The 13,058-nt window shown below is 61.1% G+C and carries 13 protein-coding genes; 6 read left to right on the forward strand and 7 right to left on the reverse strand.

Annotated features, from left to right (window positions below):
* Positions 1-8: 8 nt before the first annotated feature.
* Genes J2J98_RS08595 through J2J98_RS08610 form a run of 4 tightly spaced genes read left to right on the forward strand, consistent with a single transcriptional unit; the run spans position 9 to position 6,484 of the window.
* A complete protein-coding gene (locus tag J2J98_RS08595) occupies positions 9-1,547 on the forward strand; it encodes a GMC oxidoreductase (RefSeq protein WP_207602846.1) in 1,539 nt (512 codons plus the stop codon).
* Positions 1,548-1,556: 9 nt separating this feature from the next.
* Entirely contained in the window at positions 1,557-3,212 is a 1,656-nt protein-coding gene (locus J2J98_RS08600) for a GMC family oxidoreductase (RefSeq protein ID WP_207602847.1), read from the forward strand.
* 12 nt (positions 3,213-3,224) lie between these two features.
* Complete coding sequence (locus J2J98_RS08605; protein WP_207602848.1) at positions 3,225-4,394, forward strand: Gfo/Idh/MocA family protein; 1,170 nt, start codon at positions 3,225-3,227, stop codon at positions 4,392-4,394.
* A gap of 5 nt (positions 4,395-4,399) precedes the next feature.
* A complete protein-coding gene (locus J2J98_RS08610) occupies positions 4,400-6,484 on the forward strand; it encodes an FAD-dependent oxidoreductase (RefSeq protein WP_207602849.1) in 2,085 nt (694 codons plus the stop codon).
* Between the two features lie 18 nt (positions 6,485-6,502).
* Here J2J98_RS08610 and J2J98_RS08615 read toward each other — a convergent pair whose 3' ends face one another.
* The 5 genes from J2J98_RS08615 to J2J98_RS08635 all read right to left on the reverse strand — a co-directional run bounded on the left by J2J98_RS08615 (position 6,503) and on the right by J2J98_RS08635 (position 8,834).
* Entirely contained in the window at positions 6,503-6,685 is a 183-nt protein-coding gene (locus J2J98_RS08615) for a hypothetical protein (RefSeq protein ID WP_064696150.1), read from the reverse strand.
* A 5-nt stretch (positions 6,686-6,690) separates the two neighbouring features.
* The gene (locus J2J98_RS08620; protein ID WP_207602850.1) at positions 6,691-6,921 is read right to left on the reverse strand and encodes a hypothetical protein; all 231 of its coding nucleotides are present in this window, start codon (positions 6,919-6,921) and stop codon (positions 6,691-6,693) included.
* A gap of 77 nt (positions 6,922-6,998) precedes the next feature.
* Positions 6,999-7,790, reverse strand: a complete 792-nt coding sequence (xth, locus tag J2J98_RS08625) for an exodeoxyribonuclease III (RefSeq protein WP_207602851.1) — start codon at positions 7,788-7,790, stop codon at positions 6,999-7,001.
* A 133-nt stretch (positions 7,791-7,923) separates the two neighbouring features.
* Positions 7,924-8,325, reverse strand: coding sequence for a GFA family protein (locus J2J98_RS08630; RefSeq protein ID WP_138397031.1), 402 nt, complete (start codon positions 8,323-8,325; stop codon positions 7,924-7,926).
* An 11-nt stretch (positions 8,326-8,336) separates the two neighbouring features.
* Positions 8,337-8,834, reverse strand: a complete 498-nt coding sequence (locus J2J98_RS08635; RefSeq protein WP_207603103.1) for a hypothetical protein — start codon at positions 8,832-8,834, stop codon at positions 8,337-8,339.
* A gap of 296 nt (positions 8,835-9,130) precedes the next feature.
* Between J2J98_RS08635 and J2J98_RS08640 the strand changes: the two genes are divergently transcribed.
* Positions 9,131-9,649: a hypothetical protein gene (locus J2J98_RS08640; RefSeq protein WP_207602852.1), complete on the forward strand. Its 519-nt coding sequence runs from the start codon at positions 9,131-9,133 to the stop codon at positions 9,647-9,649.
* Between the two features lie 141 nt (positions 9,650-9,790).
* Here the strand turns inward: J2J98_RS08640 and J2J98_RS08645 are convergent, their stop codons facing one another.
* Together J2J98_RS08645 and J2J98_RS08650 are read right to left on the reverse strand one after the other, a co-directional pair.
* Positions 9,791-10,414 carry a response regulator gene (locus J2J98_RS08645; protein WP_064710674.1) on the reverse strand — a complete coding sequence of 208 codons (624 nt, stop codon included), beginning with the start codon at positions 10,412-10,414 and terminating at the stop codon, positions 9,791-9,793.
* Positions 10,415-10,416: 2 nt separating this feature from the next.
* Complete coding sequence (locus J2J98_RS08650) at positions 10,417-11,805, reverse strand: sensor histidine kinase (RefSeq protein WP_064710675.1); 1,389 nt, start codon at positions 11,803-11,805, stop codon at positions 10,417-10,419.
* Between the two features lie 401 nt (positions 11,806-12,206).
* On the opposite strand from J2J98_RS08650, the gene J2J98_RS08655 reads away from it, so the two are divergent.
* Positions 12,207-13,058 (forward strand): class I SAM-dependent methyltransferase, encoded by an 852-nt coding sequence (locus tag J2J98_RS08655; protein WP_207603104.1) that lies wholly within the window; start codon positions 12,207-12,209, stop codon positions 13,056-13,058.

A 13,058-nucleotide genomic window follows, 5' to 3' on the forward strand; every position in this document is an offset into this window, starting at 1 on the left:
GTGTTGACATGAGCGGTTCACCAGACATCGTCATCATCGGCTCGGGCGTCGGCGGCGCCACCGTCGCTGCCGGCCTGGCCGTATCAGGCGCTGAGATATTGATCCTCGAAGCCGGCGATCACATCGCTGATCTTCCCGTCAACCGCGACCAGCGCGCCATCTTCCAGCGTGGACATTTCCGGCCGAAAGAAACCTGGTTCGAGGCGGACGGCAAGGGCTTCAACCCCGGCAACTATTACAATGTCGGCGGCAATTCGAAATTCTACGGCGCCGTCTTGTCGCGGTATCGCAAAGAAGATTTCGACGTCATCGAACATCGGGAAGGCGTGTCGCCGGCCTGGCCTTTTCCCTATGAAGAGCTGGAGCCCTGGTATTCACAGGCGGAGCGAATGTATCAGGTCCGCGGCAGTCTCGGCGAAGATCCGACCGAACCACATCACTCGGTTGCCTACGAATTTCCGCCTGTGCCCGACGAGGCGCCGATCGCCGACGTCAGGGCACGCCTCAAGGCCAAAGGCCTGCATCCCTTTTCGCTGCCGCTCGGCCTGGATCTCGATGCTTGGCTCTCCAAGGCGCGCACGCCGTGGGATGCGCATCCGAATTCACGAGACGGCAAGATGGATGCCGAGACCGCAGCGCTCGCGTTGGCGCTGAAGCACAAGAACGTGCGGCTCGAGACCAATGCACGGGTGACACGGCTTGACACGGGCGTGGGGAGCCGGATCGACCGGGTCACCTATATCAAGGACGGACAGACGCTGACCGTCTCGCCCAAAATCGTCATCCTCTCCGCCGGTGCGGTCCAGTCATCCGTGCTTTTGCTGCGTTCGAAAAACGCCCGTTTTCCGCTGGGGCTCGCGAACTCTTCCGATCAGGTGGGCCGCAACTTCATGAACCATAACGCCTCCGCCGTCATCGGCGTCTCGCCGAGGTTCAGGAACACCGCCGTCTACCAGAAGACGTTCGCCTTCAACGACTTCTATCTCTCGGACGGGGAGGGAGGACCGCCGCTCGGCAATGTGCAGTTGCTGGGGCGCATTTCCGAAAAGGTTCTCAAAGGCTCTCTGCCGCGGGCTCCGGAACGGCTTCTCCGTTTCATGACGGACCATGCCATCGACTTCTATGCAATGAGCGAAGACGTTCCCAATCCCGAAAGCCGCGTGATGGTCGATGGAGATCGGATCGTTCTCAAATGGCAGAGAACCAATTGGGACGCGCATCTTGCGCTTGTCGCCAAGCTGAAGGCAATCCTGAGGTCGATCGGATTTCCGATCGTGCTGTCGAGGCCCTTCGACAAACGCACGCCTTCCCATCAGTGCGGAACGATCCGCATCGGAAACGACCCGGCAACGGCGCCACTGGATCCGTACTGCCGGTCCTACGATCACGGCAATCTTTTTGTCGTCGACGCCGGCTTTCTGCCCACATCGGCCGCGGTCAATCCCGCGCTCACCGTCGCCAGCCAGGCGCTCAGAGTTGCCCACCACATCGCGTCGACGGACTTGCAGACACTGGCAGATCCATTGGTGCGCGCCGGCTTGAAATAGGACAGTAAAATGGGATTCGATTATATCATCACCGGTGCCGGTCCTGCGGGCTGCGTTCTTGCAAGCCGCCTCAGCGAAGATCCCGATGTCAAGGTACTGCTTTTGGAGGCGGGCGGAGGCGACTGGAATCCTCTTTTCCACATGCCCGCCGGCTTTGCCAAGATGACCAAAGGTGTGGCCAGCTGGGGCTGGGAAACCGTCCCCCAGAAGCACATGAAGGGCAGGGTGCTTCGCTACACCCAGGCAAAAATCATCGGCGGCGGCTCATCGATCAACGCTCAGCTCTACACCCGCGGAAATGCTGCCGATTATGACTTATGGGCCAGCGAAGACGGCTGCGAGGGCTGGGACTACCGTTCGATCCTGCCCTATTTCAAACGTGCCGAGGACAATCAACGTTTCGCCGACGACTACCACGCCTATGGCGGCCCGCTGGGTGTCTCGATGCCGGCTGCGCCGCTGCCGATCTGCGACGCCTATATCCGCGCAGGACAGGAGCTCGGCATACCCTACAATCACGACTTCAACGGCCGCCAGCAGGCCGGCGTCGGATTTTACCAGCTCACCCAACGCAACCGCCGCCGGTCGTCGGCCTCGTTTGCCTATCTCTCGCCGATCAGGGACCGGAAGAACCTGACGATCCGGACGGGCGCGCGCGTCGCACGCATTCTGCTGGAGGCAGGCCGCGCCGTCGGCGTCGAGATCGCGACCGGACGCGGTCTGGAGGTCGTACGCGCTGAACGCGAAGTCCTGGTTTCGTCAGGCGCGATCGGATCGCCGAAGCTCCTTTTGCAGTCCGGCATTGGGCCGGCCGACCATTTGACCTCGGTCGGCGTCAAGGCCCTCCACGATCTGCCTGGCGTCGGCGGCAATCTTCAGGACCATCTCGATCTCTTTGTTATTGCCGAATGCACCGGCGATCACACCTATGACGGCGTCGCGAAGCTCCACCGGACACTTTGGGCCGGAATTCAATATGTTCTCTTCCGGACTGGTCCAGTCGCCTCGTCGCTCTTCGAGACCGGCGGCTTCTGGTATGCCGATCCCGACGCACAGTCCCCCGATATCCAGTTCCATCTCGGCCTGGGTTCCGGCATCGAAGCAGGTGTCGAACGGCTCAAGAACGCCGGCGTAACGCTCAATTCGGCCTATCTGCATCCGCGCTCGCGTGGAACGGTGCGTCTCTCATCCGCCGATCCCGGTGCGGCACCCCTGATCGATCCCAACTACTGGTCCGACCCTCACGACAGGAAGATGTCCCTGGAGGGGCTCAAGATCGCCCGCGAAATCATGCAGCAGGCGGCGCTGAAACCTTATGTCATGGCCGAAAGACTTCCGGGGCCGAAGGTGATCACCGATGAGCAGCTTTTCGATTATGGCTGCGCCAATGCCAAGACCGATCATCATCCGGTGGGCACCTGCAAGATGGGAACCGGGTCTGACGCGGTTGTTGGTCTCGATCTCAAGGTTCACGGCCTCGAAGGCCTGAGGGTCTGCGATTCCTCCATCATGCCGCGCGTGCCGTCATGCAACACCAACGCGCCGACGATCATGGTCGGCGAAAAAGGATCGGACCTCATCCGGGGCCTGCCTGCGCTGCCATCGGCCATCTTCGCCTATGAACGCAACGATACCAGGCCCCGGGCCCGCGCCGAGATCCGCTAAGGAGTAACGACAATGTCTGAAGTGAGAGTTGCAGTGCTTGGCGCCTCGGGCTGGATGGGAAAGGTCCACACGATGGCCTATCAGACCTTTCCGCATTTCTTCGGCGTGTCGGACGGAACGGCGCGGATCGTGGCGCTTGTCGACAGCAACCCTGAAGTAGCGCAGGATATCGGCAACAGGGCGCCAGGGGCGAGGATCTATCAGGATTGGAAGCTGGCTGTCGCCGATCCCGAGGTCGATCTGATCGATATCTGCCTGCCCGACCATCTGCACTATCCGGTCGCCAAGGCGGCCCTGCTGGCCGGCAAACATGTCTATTGCGAGAAGCCGCTGGCAAACACCGGCGACGAAGCGCGCGAGCTGGCCGAGATCGCGAGAGAGAAGGCTGTTATTACACGTGTCGGACACGCCTTTCCGCGAAATCCCGTTCATGATCTCGCGAAAGAGATCATCGAATCCGGTGAAATCGGAGAGATCAAGCTCTTTCGCGGCTGCCAGCATGTCGATATGTATGGTGATCCCACGGCCCCCTTCATGTGGCGCGCCGATGGCAAGCTCGCGCCGACCGGAATCGTCGGCGACACCGGTTCGCACATCTTCAGCTTCATGGATTTCCTGGTCGGCCGCGTCATCTCCCTGATCGCCGACAATCTCATCGTCACCCCACGCCGGCCCGTTTTCGAGGGCCTTGCTTATGGCGAGCAGGTGAAACTGGTGGGCAACGAGGCCTGGGCCGACATCACCAATCCCGACGCGACGAACCTGCTGTGCCGGTTCGAAAACGGCGCCGCCGGGATCGTCGACTTCAGCCGCGTCGCCACCGGCCGAAAGTTCATGCAGACCTACGAGATTTATGGGACGAAAGGCAGCATCGCCTATACCTATGACGAGATAAACCGCCTGCGTTTTTATTCCAACGACGACAGAACAGGACGGCGTGGCTTCCGTGAGATCGATGTCGGTCCTGAGAACCCCACCTTCAGGGCCTTCCTTCCCCTGCCGAATTTCGGCATCGGCTACAATGAAAGCAAGATCATCGAGGTGGCCGAGGTGATCCGTTCGATCGTCGCCAACAGGCCGATGTGGCCGACATTCGATACCGGCCACCACATCTGCCAGATCGTCGATGCGTGCATGGAGTCCTCCCGGCAGAAGCGCTGGGTCGACATCCCGCTTGGGTGACGGCGATGACGACAGGTGTTCCGCAGGAAATTCTCGACGCGCTGACCGATGTCGACATGCCGCGGCTTCCAGCCGAAGCCGTCGCTTCGGAAAGGGTCCGGCTCGCTGGCGTCGAGACGCCGATCTACCGGGCCGGTTGTGTCGTCGTCGGATCTGGCGCTGCGGGTCTACGTGCGGCGGTGGAAATGAAGCGGCGCGGCGTAGATGTCGTCGTCATCAGCCAAAGCGCATGGGGCGGAACCTCGGCCTGCTCGGGTTCCGACAAGCAAACCCTTCACACCGCAAACACCGCCGATCAGGGCGACAATTACCGGGCGATGGCCCGCGCCATCGGCAGCGGTGGCGCCATGGACGAGGACACGGCCTATGTCGAGGCGGTGGGCTCATCGCGCATGATGGCGTCGCTGCAGTTCTTGGGGCTGCCGCTGCCCCAGGATCCGCTTGGCGGAACACTGAGATATCAGACCGACCATGACGAGGTCGGCCGCGCCACCAGCTGTGGCCCGCGCACGTCGCGCTTGATGGTCAAGGTGCTGGCGGAGGAGGCGATCCGGCTGGGCGTGCCGTTCTACAACCAGACCACCGCGGTCAAAATCCTCACCGAGGGCGAGGGGGCCGATCGTCATGTCGCCGGCATGCTCGTCATGCGCGCCGGCGACCGTACAGAGGAGAACCCGCTCGGCATCGCCTTGTTTGTGAGTGGCGTGATCGTGCTCGCCGCCGGCGGCCCGGGTGAACTCTATCGCGACAGCGTCTATCCCAACGGCTGCTTCGGCTCCCTCGGACTGGCGCTGGAGGCAGGCGTCGAGCTCGTCAACTTGACCGAAAGCCAGTTCGGTATAGGAACGCGCAGGGAGGGCTTTCCGTGGAATCTGTCCGGCACCTACGTCCAGGCGATACCGCATATCTATTCGGTCGACGGCGAAGGCGCCGAACACCATTTCCTGGCGGAATATTATCGAAGCACCCAGGAGTTGGCGTCAAACATCTTTCGCAAGGGCTATCAATGGCCATTCCACGCGACCCGCATGCTCGATTTCGGTTCAAGCCTGGTCGACCTCGCTATTCACCGTGAGACTGCGGCGGGCCGGCGCGTCTTCATGGACTTCAATCGCAATCCTCTGCCCGTTCCCGGCGACCTGCCATTCGACCTAGAGGGGCTGGACGAGGACGTTCGTCTCTATCTCGGCAAGGCTGGCGCCGGTCAGGAAATCCCGATTGATCGATTGAAGCATATGAACCCGCTCGCGATCGAGCTCTATCGCCGCTACAAGATCGATATTGCCGAAGAACCGCTGGAGTTCGCCGTCAACAACCAGCACATGAACGGCGGCATTATGGTTGACACCTGGGGCCGCACCAATCTTGGCGGCTGCTACGCGGTCGGAGAGGCGGCGGGCACACATGGCGTGACAAGGCCCGGTGGAGCAGCGCTGAATGCCGGGCAGGTCTTCGGCACCAGGGTGGCCGAACACATCGGCGCCAGCGGCGCGGCGAAGCGGGCTGCCGAGGGACCTGTACTTGAGGCAGCGGAGGCGGGCGTCGCCGATCTCCTTTCCACCCTGCGAACAGAAAGCCCGCTCTCCGTCAAGGCGGTCCGCTCGGCAGTGCAGGCACGAATGAGCGAGAAGGCGGGCATCATCTGCGATCAGGGGAGCGTCCGCCAGGCATTGATCGAAGCGCGGGAGCTGAATACGCAAATTCGCGCCAACGGCCTCGCCTATGGTCGCGCGGCCGAAGCGGTCAGAGGCGTGCAATGGCGGCACATGGCGCTCGCCTCTGAAGCGGTGCTGGGCGCGCTGGACTTCTTCATCGCTAGGGGCGGCGGCAGTCGGGGAGCACGCGCGGTCTGCGATGCGGAAGGCGAATTCCTTCCGCTGGCGAGCGCCGGTCCGCTGGAGGACTATCGTTTCCGTAGCGAAAGCGAAGCGCATCGCAAAGAGCAGATCGTCGTTCTGCTCGAGGGTGATGAGATCAGGGTTTCAACCCGGCCGAACCGCAACCTGGATGAAAGTGTCAGATCCTTTTTTGAGCGGGACTGGCCGGCCTGGTTGACAGGCCGCATCTATGATCTGGACGCCTCGGAATGAGGCGATGCTGAAACCGCATCAATCGGGATTTGCGACCGGCGGAGGAACCCGGATGCGCTCCGTATCGTCAGAGCCTTCGGCGACGGCTTCCTCGCTTTTGCGTACATGCCTTGGCGGATCTTTTCCTTCGACCGGCTTCGGCGACAACTGGTCGTCGGCCTGGATTTCGTCGGTATTGAGATAATTCTTGCTCTCGCCCATGACGATCACTTCCGGTTGGAGAACTGCGGGGCAGGAATGCGACCCTTATGATCGACGCGGCGAGTCTCCGGGTCGGACTCGGAAACGCCGTCACCCGCCTCGCGGCTGCTGCCCATGCTGACGGGAGGCTTACGCTGGTCGTCGACATTTGCTTCAGGCAGTTCGTCGTCCTGAGTATCCTCGTTCAGCGACTTCGGCGGAAGCTTTGCCGAATCGGGAATGGGTTTCGTGGGCATCGGACAATCTCCTTTACAAGCTAACTCCAGCTGGCATCGCAGGTTCCCTGCTATCCCTCCATTCATGGCATTGCAGATCACACGGCTTCAACTGCGGGAATATCGAGCTCGATCATGACGGGTGCATGGTCGCTCGTATGTTCCCAGCTCCGCGGCTTCCGCCGGACGCTCGCCGATCGGAGCCACGGCGCCACCATTGGGCTGAGCAGAAAATGGTCGATCCGAAGCCCGGCGTCGCGCTCGAAACTGTTGCGCCAGTATTTCCAGAAGGTGTAGACGCGCTCGTCCGGATGCAGATGCCTGATGGCGTCCGTCCAGCCCTGGGAGACAAGTTGGGCGTAGGCTTTGCGGACTTCAGGTCTGAAAAGTGCATCGTCTCGCCAGCGTTCCGGCTTGTAGACGTCGATGTCAGTTGGCATGACGTTGAAATCGCCGGCGAGGATGGAAGGCACCTCGATCTCAAGGAGTTCGGCGGCATAGGCGTACAGGCGACGGAACCAGCGGAGCTTGTATTCGAACTTGGCGCTGGGGAAAGGATTGCCGTTCGGCAGATACAGGCACCCGATCAGCATGCCGTCGATGACGGCTTCGATATACCGACTGTGTGTGTCGTCGGGATCGCCGGGAAGACCCCGCCGCGTCAGGATCGGTGTCATATCCTTTGCCAGGATAGCGACGCCGTTCCAGGATCTCTGTCCGTGCCAAACGGCGCCGTAGCCGGCCCGCTCGATGTCTTTTAGCGGAAACCTGGCGTCGTCGGTTTTCAGTTCCTGAAGGCAGGCCACGTCAGGAGCATCCTCCTTCAGCCAACGCAGCAGGATGTTCAGCCGCCCGTTGATCCCGTTGACATTGTAGGTCGCGATTTTCATGAGAGCTCGTGTCGAGGCGGTGCTGGCGTGATCCAAGCGCGCGCCGCAGTCTTTCAGGTCGACTTGTCGCGCGTCAGGTCTCGTTAACGTATGTCACTGCCGCAAAACCGGCGCACACTTTTATGCGACATGCTTAAAAACGCTCCTGAGTTTCCTCCTCCGGCAGTCCGCGTCCGCAGTCGGCCCAGTCAAGACGACTCTCCACGCCGTAATGACCTGCCGGGCGTATCCTGTCGGGGTGATCGAGCGAGCCGACCGTCACTCGGATCAGTTCGTCGCCATCATACTGAAGAAAGAGCGGCGTTCCGCAATTGCCGCAAAAGCCGCGCGTTGCAATCGGCGAGGACCGGTAAACGGCGGGAGACGTGTCGGTCCAGACGAGCTCCTCAACCCTGGCCTGGACGAGAACCGCGAAAGGACCGCCGGTCGCCTTTTTGCACATATCGCAATGGCAATATCCCGAATGCGGCGGATCGCCGGCGAATTCGTATCGGCAGGATCCGCAAAGGCAGCCGCCGGTCCATTTCCTCGCCATGGTGGGCGCCATTAACGCGTCGCGCCAAATACGAAGGCGATGCCGGCCACGATCGCTGCGGCCGTAAGCGGCTGCCGGCGTATCCGATCCTCGATGTCCTGGACCACACTCCTCGCTTCCGCCTTTGCCAAGCGGGCTGTTCCGGAAGCAAGCTCCGAGGCGGACTCCGCCATCCGGCCGGCTTCCTTCTGAAGCGCGCGCAGTTCCTCGCGGTCGGCATCGAAACTGTCCGAGGAGCGGGCGGTTCGGCCGGTCGAGCGAAGGGCCTGACTGACTAGCGGATACTCTTGGTCAAGCGCGGTGGGATCGGGCTCCCGCTTCACGCGCTCCGCCGCCTCGACGTCGCTGCGGCCGGCGGGAATGGAGGTATGAGTGGCCGAGACCGGGTCGGACGCCGGAAACGTGTCTTCGATCGCCTTGTCGAGTTCGCCCCTTCGGGCCCGTTTTCGCTGCTCTGCCTGCTCTTTTTGCATCGATTGGACGGCGGGTGATTCGTTCGGGTTTGGCATCGGGCTTTCCTCTCTTGCACTTTGATAATCAAGTGATGACAAAGAAAGAAGTTCCAGAAAAATGCGTCCGCGCCTCATGCAGCAACACCTGGATAAGAAAGCCGGCAACACATGCGCCAAGGCACTGTTTGTGACGACATTGCTCGTATTCTTGCGGCGTGTTCCGATAAGGCGGACCAAAGTCCCGCCCTTTCTTGGTACCTAGGTCCGGTTGCATTTAGTCTTCGAAACAGCGAAAATTCGCACGCGTCTGATAGAGCGTGGGAACGGCCAAGAACGATGAATGAGGAAGTGGCATGACTATCTCGAAACGAGATTTCCTGAGGCTGGGCGGCAGCGCTGCCGCAGCCCTCGTGGTTGCCGCATCACCTGTGACGATCGATCTCGGTGGCTCCCTTCGCGTTCTGACGGTAAAGCACGCACAGGCAAAAGACGGCAATGGGGGCGGCGGCGGTGGCGGTAATGGGGGCGGCAGCGGCGGCGGTGGCGGTGGCGGTAATGGGGGCGGAAACGGCGGCGGTAGCGGCAATGGCGGAGGCAATGGGGGCGGAAACGGCAATAACGGTTCCGGCAACAGTACTGGCGGAAACTCGAAGGGCAACGCGGGATACTCCTCCGGAGCCGCGTCGCCGACAGCATCCGGAGCGCGAGCGATCGAAGGCTCCGATGGGTCGATCAACGTTCGCCACGCGAACGGCATCACAGAAAGCCTGCGCAGCGGTCGCTATGTCATGAAGGACGCGAAAGGCAGGACGATCATAAGCCGGCAGGCGACGGCCCGCGACGCAAACCGGCTGAGCCGGTTCCTTCGCTAGAGAGTCTTTCCCGGTATCCCTGGGCTCACGCGGGGTCGGATGGAAGAACTGCCGGCCAGTCGCCAATCGACTTTACTGACGAAACCTGCTCCGGCAGATGTTGCACTCTGCCGCGGGGAGGGACCGTCCGGCCGCCCCGCGCTATCGCCGTTCGCGCCATTGCAGGGCCGCTTCGGTCCTGTTTGAGGCGCCGAGCTTGCTCAGGATCTGAGTCATGTGGTGCTTCACAGTCTTTTCCTGCAGGTTAAGGCGCAGGCCGATATGCTTGTTTGACAGACCTTGGGCGACGAGATCCATCACCTCGCGCTCCCGTGGCGTCAGGCTGTTCTTGTCGGAGTTTCCGTTTTGCAGAGTATTTTCCATGGCCTTTGCCGACATTGTCGGCGAGACATATCGCGATCCGCTGAGGACGGTTTGAATCGCTTCGGCGAGGCCACGGGAGCCGACACCTTTGAGGACATAGCCCATCGCGCCCCGCTGCAAGGCCCCTAGCAGCGTGTCTACTTCCTCGGATACCGTCAACATCAGCACTTTCGTCGTCGGGCTCCGCGCCAGGACGTCACCGATAGCAGCCAGTCCGCCGCCGGGCATCGAGACGTCGAGGAGCATGACGTCGGGGCGATTGTTCGAAGCGATCATGGCGGCGTCCTCGCTGCTGGCCCCTTCGCCAATGACCACGAAATCGCTCATCTCCGACAAGCTGCGCGTCACGCCCTCGCGAAAAAGCGGGTGGTCGTCCACGACGCCGACGGTGATTGGTGTCATCTCTAGTCTCCAACTTCCATGGGCTCGAAGGTCATGGTCACGGTCGTTCCTCCTTCGCCTGTCGTGATATCGAAGGATCCTCCGAGGCTGTCGATACGTTCGCGAAGGCCCACCAGACCGAGGCTTGACGGCCTCACCTCCGTTGGGTCGAATCCATCGCCGCGATCACTGACTTCGACACAAACATGACCATTGTGCGACACTGCTCTTACGGTCTGCTGAACGCCGCCGCCGTGGCGATAGGCATTGTTCAAGGCTTCTTGAATAAAGCGATAAATGCAGATCTTTACGGCAGTAGCGAGCTCCGGTCCATCCTCGTCGATGATTGTTTCTACAAGAGTTTCGGTCTTGTGCCGATGAGCTTCGACGACCCGCAGCACGATCTCGGTGATTGACGATTTTTCGATCTGCGGGAGCACTAGCCCGCTGCAGATATTGCGGATCTCCGTCATGGCCTCGGCAAGACTCGAGCGTATCCAGGCAAGTTCCTTTTCGCGGGCTTCGGGCTCGGTGGACGCGTTGATCAACAAGTCGCTGTCCAATCGCAGCGAAGCATAGGCGATGTGCTGTGCCGGACCGTCGTGCAGATCGGCGCCGATGCTGCGCAGATATGTTTCGTTGAGCGCCGCCACGCGCTGCGAGGCGCGCTGCAGCCGCCGCTGGAGCCCGCGGTTTTCGGCTAGCAGCGCGGACAATTCCTTTACCCGTTCTTTGAGATCCTTGCGCTGCGCTTCGATCGTGCGACTGCCTCGAAACACCAGAGCCGAGAGAACGAGGAAGAAAAGCGCCGTAAGAGCGGCGACAGCGCCCCAGCTCCGGAGCCTGGCGTGCGCCAGGCTGTCAGCCAGCCCTTCGGCCGTCTCGTAGAATTCGAGAACGGCGACGGCCTGACCAGACCACGGCTGGAGAACCGGATTGTAGATTTCCATCAGCGGCTTGCCGAGCGCGCGCTCGGCACCGCTTTCCGGGTCACCAGGCCGCTCGTATCGCGCGACGAGCGAACCGGCGAATGCCTTCTGCAGCTTCTCGCTCACGGGGAACTTCTGGCCCACCAGCTCCTTCTCGTTTGAATAGAGGATGGTGCCGTCGTTTCGCCACAGCTTGAACGAGACAAGGCGCCTGCCAAGCGCCCCCTGACCCAGCGTCTCGTCGAGAGCTTGCGCGCTGCCTTCGTCGAGCAGCGATTCCGTCTGCATGTCGGGAAGCAGCGGCGCTACCACGCTATCGACGTAAAGCGCCGTCGCCGCGCCGGAATTATGGATGACGGCCTCCTCGATGAGATGGGTGACAAGCATGCCCACTAGAAACATCACGACAATCGAGACCAGGCCACCCGCGATGAAAAATTGGGAGGCGAGTGAGCGGGCATTCCAGCGGCGAAGCCAATTCATCTTGATACCGGCATGAGACTTTGCCGACTAACCTACAGCGTCTTTAGAGTTTTTCCAGACAGTATCAGGGCAGATTTCTGGTGTCGAAGACCTCAGCACCTCTGATGCTCTCGGTCAACCGGAGATTATCGCCTGACATGGCTGCGCCGAAGACATAGAGGAGGCCTGCCAGAACGATAACAAGAGCTATGACGGAGGCATTCCAGGCGTTGTTTACATGGGGTCTGTTGCTCTGGGGCATGTGCAGATCTCCTTCCGTATCGTTAGAACGACGCGGTTCAGGCGCCCGTTCCACTGCGGGGACTTCGGTCGAAGAGGCTTGGGACCAAGGTCCGTCCCCATGGACAACAGCAGATTCGGCGATATTTCAAGTTCGACGGAGTTGGGTTTGGAGACCTGTTGTGACAACTTCTGTGAACATCGAAGGCCGCCCAGATTCAGCATCTGCCGCGTCTCCTCCGCCGTTCGCGGCAGGCATCGCCGACGTTTATCAGGCTCTTCTCGTGCCGATTCTTTTCGAACCTTATGCCTCCGAGATGGCAATCGTCGCTGAACGGTCGAAACCAGTCAGCGTGCTCGAGGTCGCGGCCGGGACTGGCGCCTTGACACGCGCTCTGCGCTTAAGGCTCGATCCGGCGGCCGAGATCGTCGCCACCGATCTCAGTCAGGCGATGATCGATGTCGGCGCACCAACCCTCACGATGTCGCGAACTCATTGGATGCACGCGGACGCGCAGGATCTGCCGTTTGCCCACTTGATGTTCGATCTCGTCGCATGCCAGTTCGGGGTGATGTTCTTCCCAGACAGGCCGAAGGCCTATGGTGAGGCGAAAAGGGTGCTGCGGAGCGGAGGCCAGTTCCTGTTTTCGACGTGGGATTCGCTTGCGGCCAACGAATTCGCGAGATGTGTGGACGAATCTCTGGCAAGCCTCTTCGCGTCGGATCCTCCGAATTTCCTCAGGCGCTTGCCATATTCTTACTTCGATCCCAGCTCAATCGAGGCTGAAGTTGCATCGGCAGGATTCGAGGCGGTTTCCTGCAAACGGGTCGAACTGACCTCTTCGGCGGCCACAGCACACGACGTCGCGGCCGCCTTCTGCCAAGGCACTCCGCTCAGCGGAGAAATCGAATTGCGGGCGCCTGATCGCATGTCGGAAATCGTCGACGAAGTAACCGAGCGGGTGGCCTCGCGCCACGGTTCCCGTCCTTACGGCAGCATGAGCGCCCTGATCGTCGTCGGCCGTGCTCCCTAA

It is taken from the genome of Rhizobium bangladeshense, from assembly GCF_017357245.1.
Lineage (GTDB): Bacteria > Pseudomonadota > Alphaproteobacteria > Rhizobiales > Rhizobiaceae > Rhizobium > Rhizobium bangladeshense.

Excerpts from the sequence above, each read along its gene's own strand:
- J2J98_RS08595 (WP_207602846.1), top strand. The coding sequence starts at position 9 with ATGAGCGGTTCACCAGACATCGTCATCATCGGCTCGGGCGTCGGCGGC.
- J2J98_RS08600 (WP_207602847.1), top strand. The coding sequence starts at position 1,557 with ATGGGATTCGATTATATCATCACCGGTGCCGGTCCTGCGGGCTGCGTT.
- J2J98_RS08605 (WP_207602848.1), top strand. The coding sequence starts at position 3,225 with ATGTCTGAAGTGAGAGTTGCAGTGCTTGGCGCCTCGGGCTGGATGGGA.
- J2J98_RS08610 (WP_207602849.1), top strand. The coding sequence starts at position 4,400 with ATGACGACAGGTGTTCCGCAGGAAATTCTCGACGCGCTGACCGATGTC.
- J2J98_RS08615 (WP_064696150.1), bottom strand. The coding sequence starts at position 6,685 with ATGGGCGAGAGCAAGAATTATCTCAATACCGACGAAATCCAGGCCGAC.
- J2J98_RS08620 (WP_207602850.1), bottom strand. The coding sequence starts at position 6,921 with ATGCCCACGAAACCCATTCCCGATTCGGCAAAGCTTCCGCCGAAGTCG.
- xth (WP_207602851.1), bottom strand. The coding sequence starts at position 7,790 with ATGAAAATCGCGACCTACAATGTCAACGGGATCAACGGGCGGCTGAAC.
- J2J98_RS08630 (WP_138397031.1), bottom strand. The coding sequence starts at position 8,325 with ATGGCGAGGAAATGGACCGGCGGCTGCCTTTGCGGATCCTGCCGATAC.
- J2J98_RS08635 (WP_207603103.1), bottom strand. The coding sequence starts at position 8,834 with ATGCCAAACCCGAACGAATCACCCGCCGTCCAATCGATGCAAAAAGAG.
- J2J98_RS08640 (WP_207602852.1), top strand. The coding sequence starts at position 9,131 with ATGACTATCTCGAAACGAGATTTCCTGAGGCTGGGCGGCAGCGCTGCC.
- J2J98_RS08645 (WP_064710674.1), bottom strand. The coding sequence starts at position 10,414 with ATGACACCAATCACCGTCGGCGTCGTGGACGACCACCCGCTTTTTCGC.
- J2J98_RS08650 (WP_064710675.1), bottom strand. The coding sequence starts at position 11,805 with ATGAATTGGCTTCGCCGCTGGAATGCCCGCTCACTCGCCTCCCAATTT.